Origin of the sequence: Pseudomonas sp. RL_5y_Pfl2_73 (assembly GCF_963970515.1) — a bacterium.
GTDB lineage: Bacteria > Pseudomonadota > Gammaproteobacteria > Pseudomonadales > Pseudomonadaceae > Aquipseudomonas.
Map to the genome: position 1 here is coordinate 116,314 of NZ_CAXAPD010000005.1, position 12,894 is coordinate 129,207.

The window sequence follows — 12,894 nt, forward strand, 5'->3', positions numbered from 1 at the left end:
TGCAACGAGGCTGCGATCTTTCCCCTGACGCTTGAGTCTCAAGCGAAAGATCGAAAGATCAAAAGATCAAAAGATCAAAAGATCAAAAGATCAAAAGATCAAAAGATCGCAGCCTTCACCAGCTCCTACAGTGTGCCGCTGCCTACCTCAACAGGTACACCGGAAAGCATTCGCACAAATGCATCACTCGGCGCCGGGTGTTGTCCAGGCGTGCTGCGTTGTCCGGCTGTTCCAGCAGGTCGGCGATCAAGTTCGCCACTTCGGCACATTCCGCTTCGCCAAAGCCGCGTGTGGTCAGTGCTGGCGTGCCGATGCGAATGCCGCTGGTGATGGCCGGTTTTTGCGGATCATTGGGGATCGCGTTTTTGTTCAAGGTGATATGGGCACTTTCCAGCAGCGCTTCGGCGTCTTTGCCGGTGATGTTCATCGAGCGCAGATCGAGCAGGAACATGTGGCAGTCGGTACCGCCGGACACCACCCGCAAGCCGCGTCGGGTCAGGACGTCGGCCATGACGCGGGCGTTGTCGATCACCCGCTGCTGGTAATGCTTGAACCCATCGCCCAAGGCTTCGTTGAACGCCACGGCCTTGGCGGCGATGACGTGCATCAGCGGGCCGCCCTGGTACACCGGGAAAATCGTCTTGTCGAGCAGGGCGCCATATTGCGCCTTGGCCAGGATCAGACCGCCGCGCGGGCCGCGCAAGGTCTTGTGGGTGGTGGAGGTGATGAAGTCGGCAATCCCCACCGGCGACGGGTACACGCCGGCAGCGATCAGCCCGGCGTAGTGCGCCATGTCCACCATCAGGTAGGCGCCGATTTCATCGCAGATTGTGCGAAAGCGCTGGAAGTCGATGGTCCGCGAATAGGCCGAGGCCCCGGCGATGATCATCTTTGGCCGGTGTTCTCTGGCCAGGGCTTCCATTTCTTCGTAATCGAGGGTTTCGGTTTCTGTGTCCAGGCCATAGGAGAATGCCCGGTAGATCTTGCCGGAAAAGTTCACCGAGGCGCCGTGGGTCAGGTGGCCGCCATGGGCCAGGGACATGCCCAGGATGGTGTCGCCGGGTTCAAGTACTGCCAGGAAAACCGCCTGGTTGGCCTGGGAGCCGGAGTGCGGCTGCACGTTGACGTATTCGCAGTTGAACAGCTTGCGAGCGCGTTCGATGGCCAGGTTCTCGATTTCATCAACGACCTTGCAGCCGCCATAGTAACGCTTGCCCGGATAGCCTTCGGCGTATTTGTTGGTGAGCACGGAACCCTGGGCCTGGAGCACTTCTTCGCTGACATAGTTTTCCGAAGCGATCAGCTCCAGGTGGGTTTCCTGGCGGTTGCGCTCGCGGTCGATCAGGCGGGCAATGGTGGGGTCGAAATTTTGCAGGCTCATGGTGTGATTCCTTAGATAAGCGCCTCGGCCAGCGGCGCAGTCACGTGATGCGGCAACACCCGTGGCTGGTTTTTGGTCGAGTCGGATAGAAAAATGGAGGTGTCTTTCAAACCGCTGCCGGTGATCAGGATCACGGCGGTTTGCGGCGTGTCGGGGTGTGTTTCGGCGTACTTGAGCAGACCGGCGAAGGCGCTGGCGGCACCGGCTTCTGGGAACACGCCGGTGCTGGCGGCCAGTCTCGAGGCGGCGGCGACAATGCTCGGGTCGCTGACACAGATGAACTCACCGCCGCTGGCAGTGACCGCACGCATGGCCTTGAGGCGATCACGCGGCAGTGCCACATTGATGCTGCTGGCCAGGCTGGTGGGGGGACGGCGTTCGGTTTTCTGCATCGAGCGGTCGTTGCCCCAGGCGCGGTACATGAAGTTGCTGTGCTCGGCCTGCACGCCGATCAGGCGTGGGATGCGTTCGATCCAGCCCAATTGCAGCAAGTCGAAAAAGCCTTTGTAGACCGAGCCCAGGATGCAGCCATTGCCGACGGGCACAAACACCAGGTCCGGCACTTGCCAATTAAGTTGTTCGCACATCTCGAAGGCCACGGTTTTCTTGCCTTCGCTCATGTACGAGTTGATCCCGGTGGTGCGGTTGTACCAGCCGTGCTCTTCGCAGGCGTTGAGACATTGCTCGAAGGCTTCGTCATATTGCCCGTCGACCAGCACGATCTCGGCGCCATAGCCCTGCATCTGCGCGAGCTTTTCGCGGGGTGCGCTCCTGGGCAGGTAAATGACGTTGTGCAAGCCCAGGCTGGCGCTCATCCCAGCCAATGCCGAAGCGGCATTGCCAGTGCTGGCCACCGCCACGGTGCGCGCACCGGATTGCATGGCGTGGGCCACCGCCAGGGCGCTGGCGCGATCCTTCAACGACCCGGTCGGTTGCCGCGATTCGTCTTTTACGAAGACTTTGATCCGGGCACCTTTGCCGAGCAGTTCCGGGCGCGAGTACAGCGGCGTATTGCCCACCAGTAACGGTGGAATGAACTGCGTCGAGCTCAACGGCATCAAGCGGTCATAGCGCCACATGCCACGGATGTGGTCACGGGCCAGGCTGTCTCGGGACCATTCGCGCTTGAGTGTGGGGTAATCGTAAAGCGCGTCCAGGGCGCCATCGATTTTGCAATGAGGGCAGTAGTAGCTGACCTCATGGGGCTGGTAGCTTCGATCGCAAACCAGGCACTGCAATACATACTCTCTGTACGAATTTTTCATGGTCACCCTCTGAAAGTACGCTGTGCTGGTGCTTTCCTTGCCAACGTCGGTCCAGCTCACCGGACCGACGGGCACTCCGCTGGCGGAAGGTGTTTCAGATCACCATGATGGCGTCGATGGCAACCAGGGTGTTGCGTGCCAGTGCACTGGCGCCGGCGGTGGTGCGGGCTGGGTAGGGCTTGGTGAAGTACTCTTCCATGACGCGGTTGAGGGTCGGGAACTCACTCAAGTCAGTGATGAACGCCGTGACCTTAACCACGTTCGCCAGGGTGCCACCTGCCGCTTCGGCCATTTGCACCAGGTTGTCGAGGGTCTGGCGCAATTGGCCTTCGAAATCCTTGGCCAGCACTTCGTTGTTCAGCGCCGAAACCGGAGTCTGCGCCGACAGGTAGATGGTCTGCCCGTGGCTGACCTTGATGCCCTGGGAATAGGTACCCAGCGGCAGTGGCGCCTTGTCGGTGAAAATCACGTTCTCTTCGCCCAGGAAAGGTTTGGCGGCGGATTGGATTTGAGCGGTGGTTTGCATGGTGACGTTCCTTGTTAAGTGGATGGGGGTTAGTGCAAATCGGCAACCTGCTTGACGGCCAGGCTGGAAAATTCCTCGTCACGGCAACGAGCCGGGGAAAAATGCTGGTAGTTGAGTTGCAGCGCCGCCAGGTCGTCCGGCATGGCGATGCCCAGCGCCGCGTGGCTGCACAAGCGTGCAATGGCGGGTGCGGCCTGAATGCCGTAGCCGCCGAGGGCGGCGAGCCAGATAAAGCTCTCTTGCTGCGGGTCCTGGCCGAGTACCGGCGAGCGGTCGGCGACGAAGGTTCGCAGGCCCGCCCATTTATTGATGATCGAGCGTGGGCGCAGGCGCGTGGTGTTTTGCAGGCGATCCATGGTGATGGCCAGGTCAAGCTCTTCCGGCAGTGCGTCACAGGGCAACGAAGGGCTTTCATCGCAGGGGGAAACGATCAGCCGACCGGCTTCAGGCTTGATGAAAATGTCCTCATCCACCGTGCCCAGATAGGGGGTGTGGTGCACGTCGCATTGTGGGTCGACCGCCAGCACGGTGCGCCGCAACGGTCGGACACCGACCTTGGGCACGCCGCAGCGCACGGCGAATTCATCGGCCCAGGCACCGGCGGCGTTGACCACGATGGCTGCTTGCAATTGCTGGCCGTCCTGGGTGTGCAAGCGCCAGTGCCCGTCGCGATATTCGCCACGCAGCACTTCGGTCTCACGCTTGATCACGCCGCCGCGGGCCCGCAGCCCACCGAGGTAGGCGCCGTGAATGCCGTGCACATCCAGGTCGAAGGCGCTGGGCTCGTAGATCCCGGCGCTCCAGGCGCCTTCGGCGAGGTAGGGGACCAGCTCCTGTACTTGCTTGTCGTCGAGCAACTGGGCCGTGGGCACTTGGCCCAAGACGGCGCTGAAACGCGCTTTGAGTTTGTCCACCCGTGCCGACTGGGCCACGATCAGCGCGCCCCGGGGCGCCCATAGCGGATGCTCGGCCAGGCCCTCGGGTGGATTCTCGAAAAAGCGCCGGGACGCGCAGGTCAGTGAGCGGATCTGTTGGTTGCCGTAGCTTTCCATCGAAATGGCGGCTGAACGCCCGGTGGTGTGATAGGCCAGTTGCTGTTCCTGTTCGAGCAGGCAGACGCTGCCATGGGCGGCCAATTCATAGGCGCCAGACACGCCGGCGATGCCGCCACCGACCACAATGAAGTCGTAACGAGCGGTCATGGTCGGCTGCCCTCGGCGATAACGACGGCTTTGCGTTCGCGGGTGTAGGTCAGCACGAAGTGCGCCACGAGACCGAAGATCAAGCCCCAGAACGCGGCGGCCAGGCCGAGGAAACTCATGCCCGAAGCCGTTACCAGGAAGGTGATCAGTGCCGCTTCGCGTTGTTTCTCGTCAGCCATGGCACCGGTCAGCCCGGCACTGATTGCGCCAAACAAGGCGAGGCCGGCGAGGGATGCGATCAGTTCTTTCGGCAGTGCGGAGAACACCGAGGCCAGGGTGGCGCCAAAGGTACCCATCAGAATGTAGAACACCCCGCAGGCGATCCCGGCCATGTAGCGTTTGTCGCGGTCCTCGTGGGCTTCGCGGCCGGTGCAGATCGCTGCGGTAATGGCCGCCAGGTTCAAACCGTGGGAACCGAACGGGGCCATCAGGATGGAGCCAATCGCAGTGACCGAAATGATCGAGCGTGCCGGCGTGTTGTAGCCTGAGGTGCGCAACACGGCCATGCCTGGCACGTACTGGCCGGTCAAGGTCACCAGCGCCAGCGGCAGGCCGATGTTGATGATTGCGTGCCAGCTCCATTCAGGGGCGATGAAGACCGGCTGGGCCACGGCGATGGTGATCGAGGTGCTGTTGAGTTCACCGAACGAGGCGGCCACTGCGCAACCGATGATCAGCACCGACAGGATTGCGTAGCGTGGCGAAAAGCGCTTGAAGACCAGGTACGCCGCGATCATCGCCAACACCAGTGCTGGCTGCAGTTTGATCGACGTGAACAGTTCGGCACCAAAGCGGAACAGGATCCCGGCGAGCATGGCGGCGGCAATGGCCTTGGGCAGGCGGCTCATCAGTTTGTCGAACGCACCGGACAGACCGACCAGCGCGATGATCACTGACGCCACCACATAGGCACCGATGGCCTGGGGCAGGGTCACGGTGGGCAGCATCGACACCAGTAACGCTGCTCCCGGTGTCGACCACGCGGTGATGACCGGAACACGCAGGCGCCAGCTCAGTAGCAGGCCGGTAATCCCGCTGCCGATGGAAATGGCCCAGATCCATGAAGACACCACGTCGTTGGGCAGGTGCGCTTCCTTGGCTGCCTGGAACACGATGATGAGCGGGCCGGCGTAGGAAATGATCACGGCGATGAAGCCCGCGATGACCGCCGACAGGGATAGATCCTTTCTGAATGAGTCCATGATGTCTCGACTTGGCGCGACAGGAGCGCGCAGTGAATGATTGAGTCGATTGCTTCGATTCGGAATCAGTGTATTTGAATGAATTGAGTTGATTCAATAGGGAGCGGGATTGTTACGAGATATTTTCCTGCGATGACGGGTCGTTTTTACGATTTTTTATCATTAAATATTTGATTTATATAAAAATTCTTTGTTGTAAAATTTTTTTCGCATCGTATTTGGAAACGATTCAATAATCGCATCAATCAATTAAAATGCTTGATTGTGTCGAATTATTAGTTGCCTAACCTCCATGTGATATGCTCGGATATTCATCATTTCTACGATGGGCAGTGATCATTCATGTGGGTTCCCCAGCTAAGCGAGTTCAGCCAACCGATGTATTTGTCGATTGCCGATGCGTTGGCGCGCGATATCAACAACGGCGTGCTGAACGAGGGCGATCGCCTGCCGACCTTGCGGGAGCTGGCCACCACCTTGAATGTCACGCCGGGCACCATTAGCCGGGCCTATAGCGAGGCTCATCGGCGTCGGTTGGTGCAGGGGGAAGTGGGGCGTGGTACCTACGTGCTCAACCAGAAACAGCTGGAACTGCCGGCCAGCAACAGTGCTGCCGCGCCGCTGAACCTGGGGCAATCCGAACTGCTCGATCTTTCGATCATCAAGCCCTACAGCGAAACCTTGGAGTACTGGTTGCGTGGCGCGCTGGTGGGCATGGCCAAGAGCACCGATTTCGCTCGCGCACTGGATTACGCGCCGGATGGCGGTCACCCGGCGCATCGCGAAGCAGGGGCGCAATGGTTGCGTCATTCATTGCCCGACGCGCAATGGCAGCAAGTGGTGATTACCGCAGGGGCCCAGCATGGCTTGATGGTCGCGATGAGTGCCCTGACCAACGCCGGTGACCTGGTGCTCTGCGAAGCGCTTTGCTACCCGGGCATCATTTCTCTGGCCCACGGCCTTGAGCGTCGCCTGCGTGGCGTGCCAATGGATGACGAAGGCATCATTCCCGAAGCATTGCGCGAACTGTGCCTGAGAGATAAGCCGGCGATGCTGGTCTGCGTGGCGACCTGCCAGAACCCGACGGCGGCGATCATGTCGCAGAAACGTCGGGCCCAGATCGCCGCGCTTGCCGAGGAGTTCGACTTCATTATCCTGGACGATGACATCTATGGCTTCCTGGCCACCGATCCGTCGATCAAGCCACTGTCGGCCTTTGCGCCGGACCGTTCGGTGTACCTGACCAGTCTGTCGAAATCGGTCATGCCGGCGCTTCGTGTCGGTTATATCTACAGCCCGCCGAAACTGCTGTCGCGCCTGACCTCGATGGTGCGCAGCAGTGTCTGGATGCCGTCGCCATTGACCGCGCAGTTGGCCAGCAATGTGATTACCGAAGGCCTGGACAAGAAACTGATTCGCATCCAGCGCAACGAGGCGGCGGGGCGACAAGCGATCGCCCGGGAAATCTTTGCCAATTTCGAGCTCAAGACCCAGCCATATTCCTATCATGTCTGGTTGACGTTGCCGGAGCCTTGGACCAGCGATGAGTTCACCATGCTTGCCCGGGCCAACGGCGTATTGGTGCTCAGCGGCACCCAGTTCCAGGCTGAGCGCTCAGGGACCACCCGGTGCGTACGGCTGGTGTTGATGTCCCCTACCAGCCAGGACGAACTGCGTTTCGCCCTGACCAAGTTGGCCAGCCTGATCGATTCAGACCCGCGCCGTTATTACTAAAAAGATCGCAGCCTTCGGCAGCTCCTACGCGGTGTAGGCGCTGCCGAAGGCTGCGATCTTTTTGGTCATCCGTCCGACGGATTGAGCAGTTCGGACAAGGCGTCCGGCTGGCTCTTGAACGCCTTGGCGAACACATCACGATTCTTCGCCATGTAGATCCCGGCTTCCTCGACCTGTTGTTCGCTCAGCGATGGAACGGCTTTTTGCAACACCTCTGCCAGCAATTCGGCGAGTTCCAGCATTTTGTCATGACGGTCAGCTTCGGCTTTATCCATGAACAAGCGCTCCAGATCTCGGCTGCTGCGGTATACCACTTCGACGGCCATTCACCACCTCACATGCCTTCACATTGGTTGTCTTTGTGACTACTGTATTTATATACAGGCAAAAGGATAAGCCAATCCTGTTGCTTTGGATAGTGGCTTTTTAATGTAGACCGGTTTCGGTCTGTGAGAGCAAAGCTTGTGTGGGGGTAGCGCGTGCTCTCGATAAGGCGGCATGAATATCATAAAAGTGCCAGATACCGGCCTATCGCTATCTCACCCTCAGGCGCTGGCCTTTTTTCTGCATGCAGAACAACCGTCACGTCCAACCCGCATCATCCGGTCGAGCCGACCTAAGGAAACCACATCGTGAAAATCAACTGGGCCGAGAACCTGCGCCAGAACGTCCATCAACTGGCCGAGTCCCTGGGCAACCTGTTTGTCGAGACCTTCCATTACCTGGCCCTGTTCGCCATCGGTGCGGTGACCGCCTGGGCGGCGGTAATGGAATTTTTGCAGATGATCGAAGCGGGACACATCAAGATCGATGACATTTTGCTGCTGTTCATCTACCTGGAATTGGGGGCGATGGTCGGGATCTACTTCAAGACCAACCACATGCCGGTGCGATTTCTGATCTACGTGGCGATCACGGCGCTGACGCGACTGCTGATTTCCAACGTTTCCCATCACAGCCCGCCAGACCTGGGGATCATCTACTTGTGCGGTGGCATCCTGCTGCTGGCGTTTTCGATCCTGGTGGTGCGCTACGCTTCGTCGCAGTTCCCCTCGGTTAAGATCGAGCACCCTCACCGCAAGGTTGGCGCGGGTTCCAGCGAGCATGCCGAGGTGGAGAAAGGAGAAATCTAGATCCCGGCGGCAGAGGGCGCCGGTCCCTGTGTGTGCGGTGGTGGCAGCTTGATGCTGTTCCCGCCGGTCATGGCTTCGAGGATGGCCACGGCGCTGTGGCCTTGCTCGATGGCAATACCGAATTGAATGCTTTGCACCAGGCGTTTGAGTCGCTCCGGGTCGTTGCGCTGCTGGGTGCTGATCATGCGTTTGGCGACGATGCGCCCACTATTGGACAGGGTCAGCATGATGCTGCCGTCCAGGCCCTGGATGCTCAGGTTGATTTGATAATGCGGCGCAAAGGCGTCGGTAATGATCTGAAAAGGGTTGTCCATGATGCGTCACCGCCTGATTGAACGTGCAGTTGTTGACCGGCCGTGATCGGGATTAGTTCGCAACACCGGACCATCGGCCATTCCATGATCGTGTTCATCTCAAGACTGCGGGGCCAGGCAGGCCTCAAGATCAGAAATCGCAGCCTGCGCCAGCCCCTACAGGGAGTTAGCAAGCGGCATGCCGGAAAAACTGTCGGACAATGATCACGAAGGCTGGGCGCCGAACGCTCTGGAATGCGGCCATGGGCCGCTGCCCGTTTCGGGGCAATAACCTGCCGATGTTCGCTGACGGTGCAAGAGGGGAGGTGATTGGCGGTGGGGGTGACAGGACGGGTAAACTCCCGACATTAACAGCGCTTTTGTCCGTTGTCTGGCTTTATTTGCATATGAATATTTATCTTTTTTTAGGGCTTGAATTGTTCTTCCGCCAGCCCGACTCTGTATTCAAGGGGCCGTTGCATCAACGTCGATGGCCCCCGGCGAGCTAGCTGAAATAAGGGATGAACTATGCAAATCCAAGTCAACAGCGATAACCATATTCAAAGCAGCATCCGACTGGAGGAGTGGGTACGTACTACCATCGAAAGCACGCTCGAACGTTATGAAGAGGACCTGACACGGGTCGAGGTTCATCTGCGGGATGAGAACGGCGACAAGCCAGGTCCCCATGATCTGCGTTGCCAGCTTGAAGCGCGGCCGAAGGGCCATCAGCCCATTTCCGTGACGCATAGGGCCGAATCGCTGGAACTGGCGATCGAAGGCGCGGCCACCAAACTTGAAAATTCCCTGGAGCATTTGTTCGGCAAACTGCGCGACAAGCGCGCCGTCGCTTCGACGTCGACTGAATCCGTAGCGTTGGCCGATGCGATGCTGGAAGAGGAATTCCTGGAAAACGAACGGGCCGCGCTTCACGGCTGAAACCTCGTTCGTTTCACTTGCGACTGAAAAACGGGCCTGCAATCGCAGGCCCGTTTTGTTTTTATCGGTCCAGTGTGGCAAGCAAGCCCACCTGCATTGATCGCATTCTCCTGTGGGAGCGGGCTTGCTCGCGAAAGCGGTGGGTCAGCCTGAAAGTGGTTGAATGTAATGACGCCGTCGCGAGCAAGCCCCACAGGGGGATTTGGGGGACAGTACCGTTCGCTAGCGCAAAAACGCCTGCCGATACTCCCCTGGCGTCGCCCCCAGGGCTTGGCGGAAACGATTGGTGAAGTGGCTGGCGCTGGCAAATCCGCAGGCCAGTGCCACGTCGCCCAGCGGTTGCGAGGTGGTGCGCAGCAAGTGCCGCGCGCAGGTCAAGCGTCTAGCCAGTACATATTGATGAGGAGGCAGCCCGAAGCTTTCGCGGAACATCCGCGCGAAGTGGTATTCGGACAACGCACACAGCGCGGCCAATTGTCCGAGGCTGATGGCATCGGCCAAGTGACTGTCGACGTAATCCACCAGCAACCGCCGCTGATGAGCGGCCAGGCCACCTTTGAGGCGAAGCCCCTGACGCTGGCCCACCTGGCTGAGCAGCAGGTGATTGAGCAATTCATGGGCCAGGCTGGTGGTCAGTAGGCGCTCACCGGGTTCGTCCCAGTTCAGCGCGATCAACTGGCGAAAACGCTGTGCCTGTCGCGGGTCGTCGAGGAATGTCTCCTCGTGCAACTGCACCTGCCGGGGCTCGCAGTCCAGCAGCGTGACGCACCCCAGGGCAAATTGTTCAGCGCTGAAATACAGGTGGGCGAGGCGAATCTCGCCGTTGATGACCCAGGCTGACTCATGCCCGGCCGGCAGGATGCAGAGTTTGTCCGGTCCCCCCGTGGTGTCGGGCCGTTCGCGGCGAAACGTACCGGTGCCGCCAGCGATGTAGCATGACAACGTGTGGTGGGTCGGCGCCTCGTAGTCCTGGGCGTCGTGGTGATTGCTCCACAAAGCGGCCGCCAAGCCGTCCCCGAGCTCGGCGCTGTGCTCCAGACGAGCATTGGGCGAGCTGTTGAGGGCTTGAAAGACTTGCAGGGTTTGCAGTGTGGACATGATCGGTTCTCCAACGCTTGCATCCTACCCTGTCGGTCGATCCATGCCAGCCTTGTCTGTCGACAAAACCGCAAGTTTACGCAAGCGCCGGGTCAATGGCCGCGGGACACTGAGCGTCATTGTCAGGAGCCGCTACCATGAACCTCTCGTTGTACCTGCTTACCGTGCTCATCTGGGGCACCACCTGGATTGCCCTGAAACTGCAGTTGGGCGTCGTCGCCATCCCCGTGTCGATTGTCTATCGCTTCGGCGTTGCGGCCCTGATTCTGTTTGCGATGCTCTTGCTCAGCCGGCGCTTGCAGGTGATGAATCGGCGCGGTCATTTGATTTGCGTTGCCCAGGGCCTGTGTCTGTTCTGTATCAATTTCATGTGCTTCCTGACCGCCAGCCAGTGGATTCCCAGTGGGTTGGTCGCTGTGGTGTTTTCCACCGCCACGCTCTGGAACGCCCTCAATGCCCGCGTGTTCTTCGGTCAGCGGATTGCCCGTAACGTGCTGTTGGGGGGCGCCCTGGGGCTGCTGGGGCTGGCGCTGCTGTTCTGGCCGGAACTGGCCGGCCATAGTGCCAGCCCGCAAACCTTGCTTGGCTTGGCGCTGGCGTTGCTGGGCACCTTGTGTTTCTCGGCAGGCAACATGCTGTCGAGCCTGCAACAGAAGGCCGGCCTCAAGCCGTTGACCACCAATGCCTGGGGCATGGCTTATGGCGCGGCGATGCTGGCGGTGTGGTGTGCATTCAAAGGCATCCCGTTCGATATGGAATGGAACACGCGCTACATTGGCTCGCTGTTGTACCTGGTGATCCCGGGTTCGGTGATCGGCTTTACGGCCTATCTGACGCTGGTGGGGCGCATGGGGCCGGAGCGGGCGGCGTATTGCACCGTGTTGTTCCCGGTGGTGGCGTTGAACGTGTCGGCGTTTGCCGAGGGCTACCAGTGGACGGCGCCGGCATTGGTGGGGCTGGTGTTGGTGATGCTGGGTAACGTGCTGGTGTTTCGCAAACCCCGGCCACAGCCCATGAAGGCCGCCTTGGGCGCACGTTGAAATGACCGTGTTGGCCGGCCCGCTGAGGCGGACCGGCCTAAGGGTTTACTTCCAGACTTGCGGGTTGACCAGGTTCTGCGGTCGCTCGCCCAGCAATGCGCTGCGCAGGTTATCCACAGCAAGATCGGCCATGGCGGCACGGGTTTCGTGGGTGGCCGAGCCGATATGGGGCAGGGTGACGGCGTTTTTCAGTTGGAACAGCGGCGATTGGACCAGCGGTTCTTTCTCGTAGACATCTAGCCCGGCACCGCGGATGCGATTGTTCTGCAGGGCTTCGATCAGTGCCGGTTCATCCACCACCGGGCCACGGGAAATGTTGACCAGGATGGCGCTCGGTTTCATCAGGCCCAGTTCACGCTGGCCGATCAGATGGCGGGTCTTCTCGCTCAATGGCACGACGAGGCAGACGAAGTCCGCTTCGGCCAGCAACGTGTCCAGTTCGCGAAATTGTGCGCCCAATTGGTTTTCCAGTTCAGTCTTGCGGCTGTTGCCGCTGTAGAGGACCGGCATGTTGAACCCCAGCCGGCCACGCCGGGCAATGGCCGCGCCGATGTTGCCCATGCCGACGATACCCAGCGTCTTGCCATGTACATCGCTGCCGAACAGTTGCGGGCCGACCGTCGCCTGCCATTGGCCAGCCTTGGTCCAGGCGTCCAATTCTGCCACGCGCCTGGCGCTGCTCATCAGCAGGGCGAAGGCCAGGTCGGCGGTGCTTTCGGTGAGTACGTCGGGGGTGTTGGTGAGCATGATCCCGCGCTCATTGAAGTAGGCCAGGTCATAGTTGTCGTAACCCACCGACACACTGGACACCACTTGCAGGTTCGCAGCGCTTTGCAGTTGCTCGCGCCCGAGCTTGCGACCGACCCCGATCAGCCCGTGGGCGTGGGGCAGGGCTTCGTTGAACTGTGCGTTGATATCGCCCCTGGACGGGCTCGGCACGATCACGTCGAAGTCCTGTTGCAGGCGCTCGACCATCTTGGGCGTGATACGGCTGAAGGCAAGTACGGTTTTTTTCATCGTGCAAGGCTCATCGGGGGAGAAGATACCAAGCACGCTAACATTCCTGGCCAGGGTTGGGCGA

General features: G+C 59.9%; 13 protein-coding genes. 4 read left to right on the plus strand and 9 right to left on the minus strand.

The window, feature by feature from the left end; genetic code table 11:
- Window positions 1-142 precede the first annotated feature (142 nt).
- The 5 genes from glyA to AACY42_RS06730 form a co-directional block, all read right to left on the minus strand.
- Window positions 143-1,381, minus strand: a complete 1,239-nt coding sequence (gene glyA, locus AACY42_RS06710; RefSeq protein WP_339477938.1) for a serine hydroxymethyltransferase — start codon at window positions 1,379-1,381, stop codon at window positions 143-145.
- An 11-nt stretch (window positions 1,382-1,392) separates the two neighbouring features.
- Window positions 1,393-2,646 carry a threonine synthase gene (gene thrC / locus AACY42_RS06715; RefSeq protein ID WP_339477940.1) on the minus strand — a complete coding sequence of 418 codons (1,254 nt, stop codon included), beginning with the start codon at window positions 2,644-2,646 and terminating at the stop codon, window positions 1,393-1,395.
- A gap of 94 nt (window positions 2,647-2,740) precedes the next feature.
- Window positions 2,741-3,172, minus strand: a complete 432-nt coding sequence (locus AACY42_RS06720) for a Rid family detoxifying hydrolase (protein ID WP_207280984.1) — start codon at window positions 3,170-3,172, stop codon at window positions 2,741-2,743.
- A 29-nt stretch (window positions 3,173-3,201) separates the two neighbouring features.
- Window positions 3,202-4,374, minus strand: coding sequence for an NAD(P)/FAD-dependent oxidoreductase (locus AACY42_RS06725; protein WP_339477950.1), 1,173 nt, complete (start codon window positions 4,372-4,374; stop codon window positions 3,202-3,204).
- Complete coding sequence (locus AACY42_RS06730; RefSeq protein ID WP_339477953.1) at window positions 4,371-5,576, minus strand: benzoate/H(+) symporter BenE family transporter; 1,206 nt, start codon at window positions 5,574-5,576, stop codon at window positions 4,371-4,373. The genes AACY42_RS06725 and AACY42_RS06730 overlap by 4 nt, the downstream gene beginning before the upstream one ends.
- Before the next feature lie 342 nt (window positions 5,577-5,918).
- On the opposite strand from AACY42_RS06730, the gene AACY42_RS06735 reads away from it, so the two are divergent.
- Complete coding sequence (locus AACY42_RS06735) at window positions 5,919-7,310, plus strand: aminotransferase-like domain-containing protein (protein ID WP_339477956.1); 1,392 nt, start codon at window positions 5,919-5,921, stop codon at window positions 7,308-7,310.
- A 65-nt stretch (window positions 7,311-7,375) separates the two neighbouring features.
- Here the strand turns inward: AACY42_RS06735 and AACY42_RS06740 are convergent, their stop codons facing one another.
- Window positions 7,376-7,636 (minus strand): YebG family protein, encoded by a 261-nt coding sequence (locus AACY42_RS06740; protein WP_339477959.1) that lies wholly within the window; start codon window positions 7,634-7,636, stop codon window positions 7,376-7,378.
- 306 nt (window positions 7,637-7,942) lie between these two features.
- On the opposite strand from AACY42_RS06740, the gene AACY42_RS06745 reads away from it, so the two are divergent.
- A complete protein-coding gene (locus AACY42_RS06745) occupies window positions 7,943-8,443 on the plus strand; it encodes a phosphate-starvation-inducible protein PsiE (protein WP_047699631.1) in 501 nt (166 codons plus the stop codon).
- On the opposite strand, the gene AACY42_RS06750 is transcribed toward AACY42_RS06745, so the two are convergent.
- Window positions 8,440-8,757, minus strand: coding sequence for a DUF3509 domain-containing protein (locus tag AACY42_RS06750; protein WP_339477964.1), 318 nt, complete (start codon window positions 8,755-8,757; stop codon window positions 8,440-8,442). The two genes, AACY42_RS06745 and AACY42_RS06750, sit on opposite strands and share 4 nt — an antisense overlap.
- Window positions 8,758-9,264: 507 nt before the next feature.
- Here AACY42_RS06750 and AACY42_RS06755 point away from each other — a divergent pair.
- Window positions 9,265-9,675, plus strand: a complete 411-nt coding sequence (locus AACY42_RS06755; RefSeq protein WP_339477967.1) for an HPF/RaiA family ribosome-associated protein — start codon at window positions 9,265-9,267, stop codon at window positions 9,673-9,675.
- A 222-nt stretch (window positions 9,676-9,897) separates the two neighbouring features.
- Here AACY42_RS06755 and AACY42_RS06760 read toward each other — a convergent pair whose 3' ends face one another.
- A complete protein-coding gene (locus tag AACY42_RS06760; protein ID WP_339477969.1) occupies window positions 9,898-10,773 on the minus strand; it encodes an AraC family transcriptional regulator in 876 nt (291 codons plus the stop codon).
- A 137-nt stretch (window positions 10,774-10,910) separates the two neighbouring features.
- Here AACY42_RS06760 and AACY42_RS06765 point away from each other — a divergent pair, with 137 nt between their 5' ends.
- Window positions 10,911-11,813 carry a DMT family transporter gene (locus AACY42_RS06765; protein WP_339477971.1) on the plus strand — a complete coding sequence of 301 codons (903 nt, stop codon included), beginning with the start codon at window positions 10,911-10,913 and terminating at the stop codon, window positions 11,811-11,813.
- A gap of 45 nt (window positions 11,814-11,858) precedes the next feature.
- Here AACY42_RS06765 and AACY42_RS06770 read toward each other — a convergent pair whose 3' ends face one another.
- Entirely contained in the window at window positions 11,859-12,830 is a 972-nt protein-coding gene (locus tag AACY42_RS06770; RefSeq protein WP_339477974.1) for a 2-hydroxyacid dehydrogenase, read from the minus strand.
- Between the last annotated feature and the right edge of the window lie 64 nt (window positions 12,831-12,894).

Excerpts from the sequence above, each read along its gene's own strand:
- AACY42_RS06725 (WP_339477950.1), bottom strand. The coding sequence starts at position 4,374 with ATGACCGCTCGTTACGACTTCATTGTGGTCGGTGGCGGCATCGCCGGC.
- AACY42_RS06735 (WP_339477956.1), top strand. The coding sequence starts at position 5,919 with ATGTGGGTTCCCCAGCTAAGCGAGTTCAGCCAACCGATGTATTTGTCG.
- thrC (WP_339477940.1), bottom strand. The coding sequence starts at position 2,646 with ATGAAAAATTCGTACAGAGAGTATGTATTGCAGTGCCTGGTTTGCGAT.
- AACY42_RS06730 (WP_339477953.1), bottom strand. The coding sequence starts at position 5,576 with ATGGACTCATTCAGAAAGGATCTATCCCTGTCGGCGGTCATCGCGGGC.
- AACY42_RS06765 (WP_339477971.1), top strand. The coding sequence starts at position 10,911 with ATGAACCTCTCGTTGTACCTGCTTACCGTGCTCATCTGGGGCACCACC.
- AACY42_RS06740 (WP_339477959.1), bottom strand. The coding sequence starts at position 7,636 with ATGGCCGTCGAAGTGGTATACCGCAGCAGCCGAGATCTGGAGCGCTTG.
- AACY42_RS06760 (WP_339477969.1), bottom strand. The coding sequence starts at position 10,773 with ATGTCCACACTGCAAACCCTGCAAGTCTTTCAAGCCCTCAACAGCTCG.
- AACY42_RS06755 (WP_339477967.1), top strand. The coding sequence starts at position 9,265 with ATGCAAATCCAAGTCAACAGCGATAACCATATTCAAAGCAGCATCCGA.
- glyA (WP_339477938.1), bottom strand. The coding sequence starts at position 1,381 with ATGAGCCTGCAAAATTTCGACCCCACCATTGCCCGCCTGATCGACCGC.
- AACY42_RS06750 (WP_339477964.1), bottom strand. The coding sequence starts at position 8,757 with ATGGACAACCCTTTTCAGATCATTACCGACGCCTTTGCGCCGCATTAT.
- AACY42_RS06720 (WP_207280984.1), bottom strand. The coding sequence starts at position 3,172 with ATGCAAACCACCGCTCAAATCCAATCCGCCGCCAAACCTTTCCTGGGC.
- AACY42_RS06770 (WP_339477974.1), bottom strand. The coding sequence starts at position 12,830 with ATGAAAAAAACCGTACTTGCCTTCAGCCGTATCACGCCCAAGATGGTC.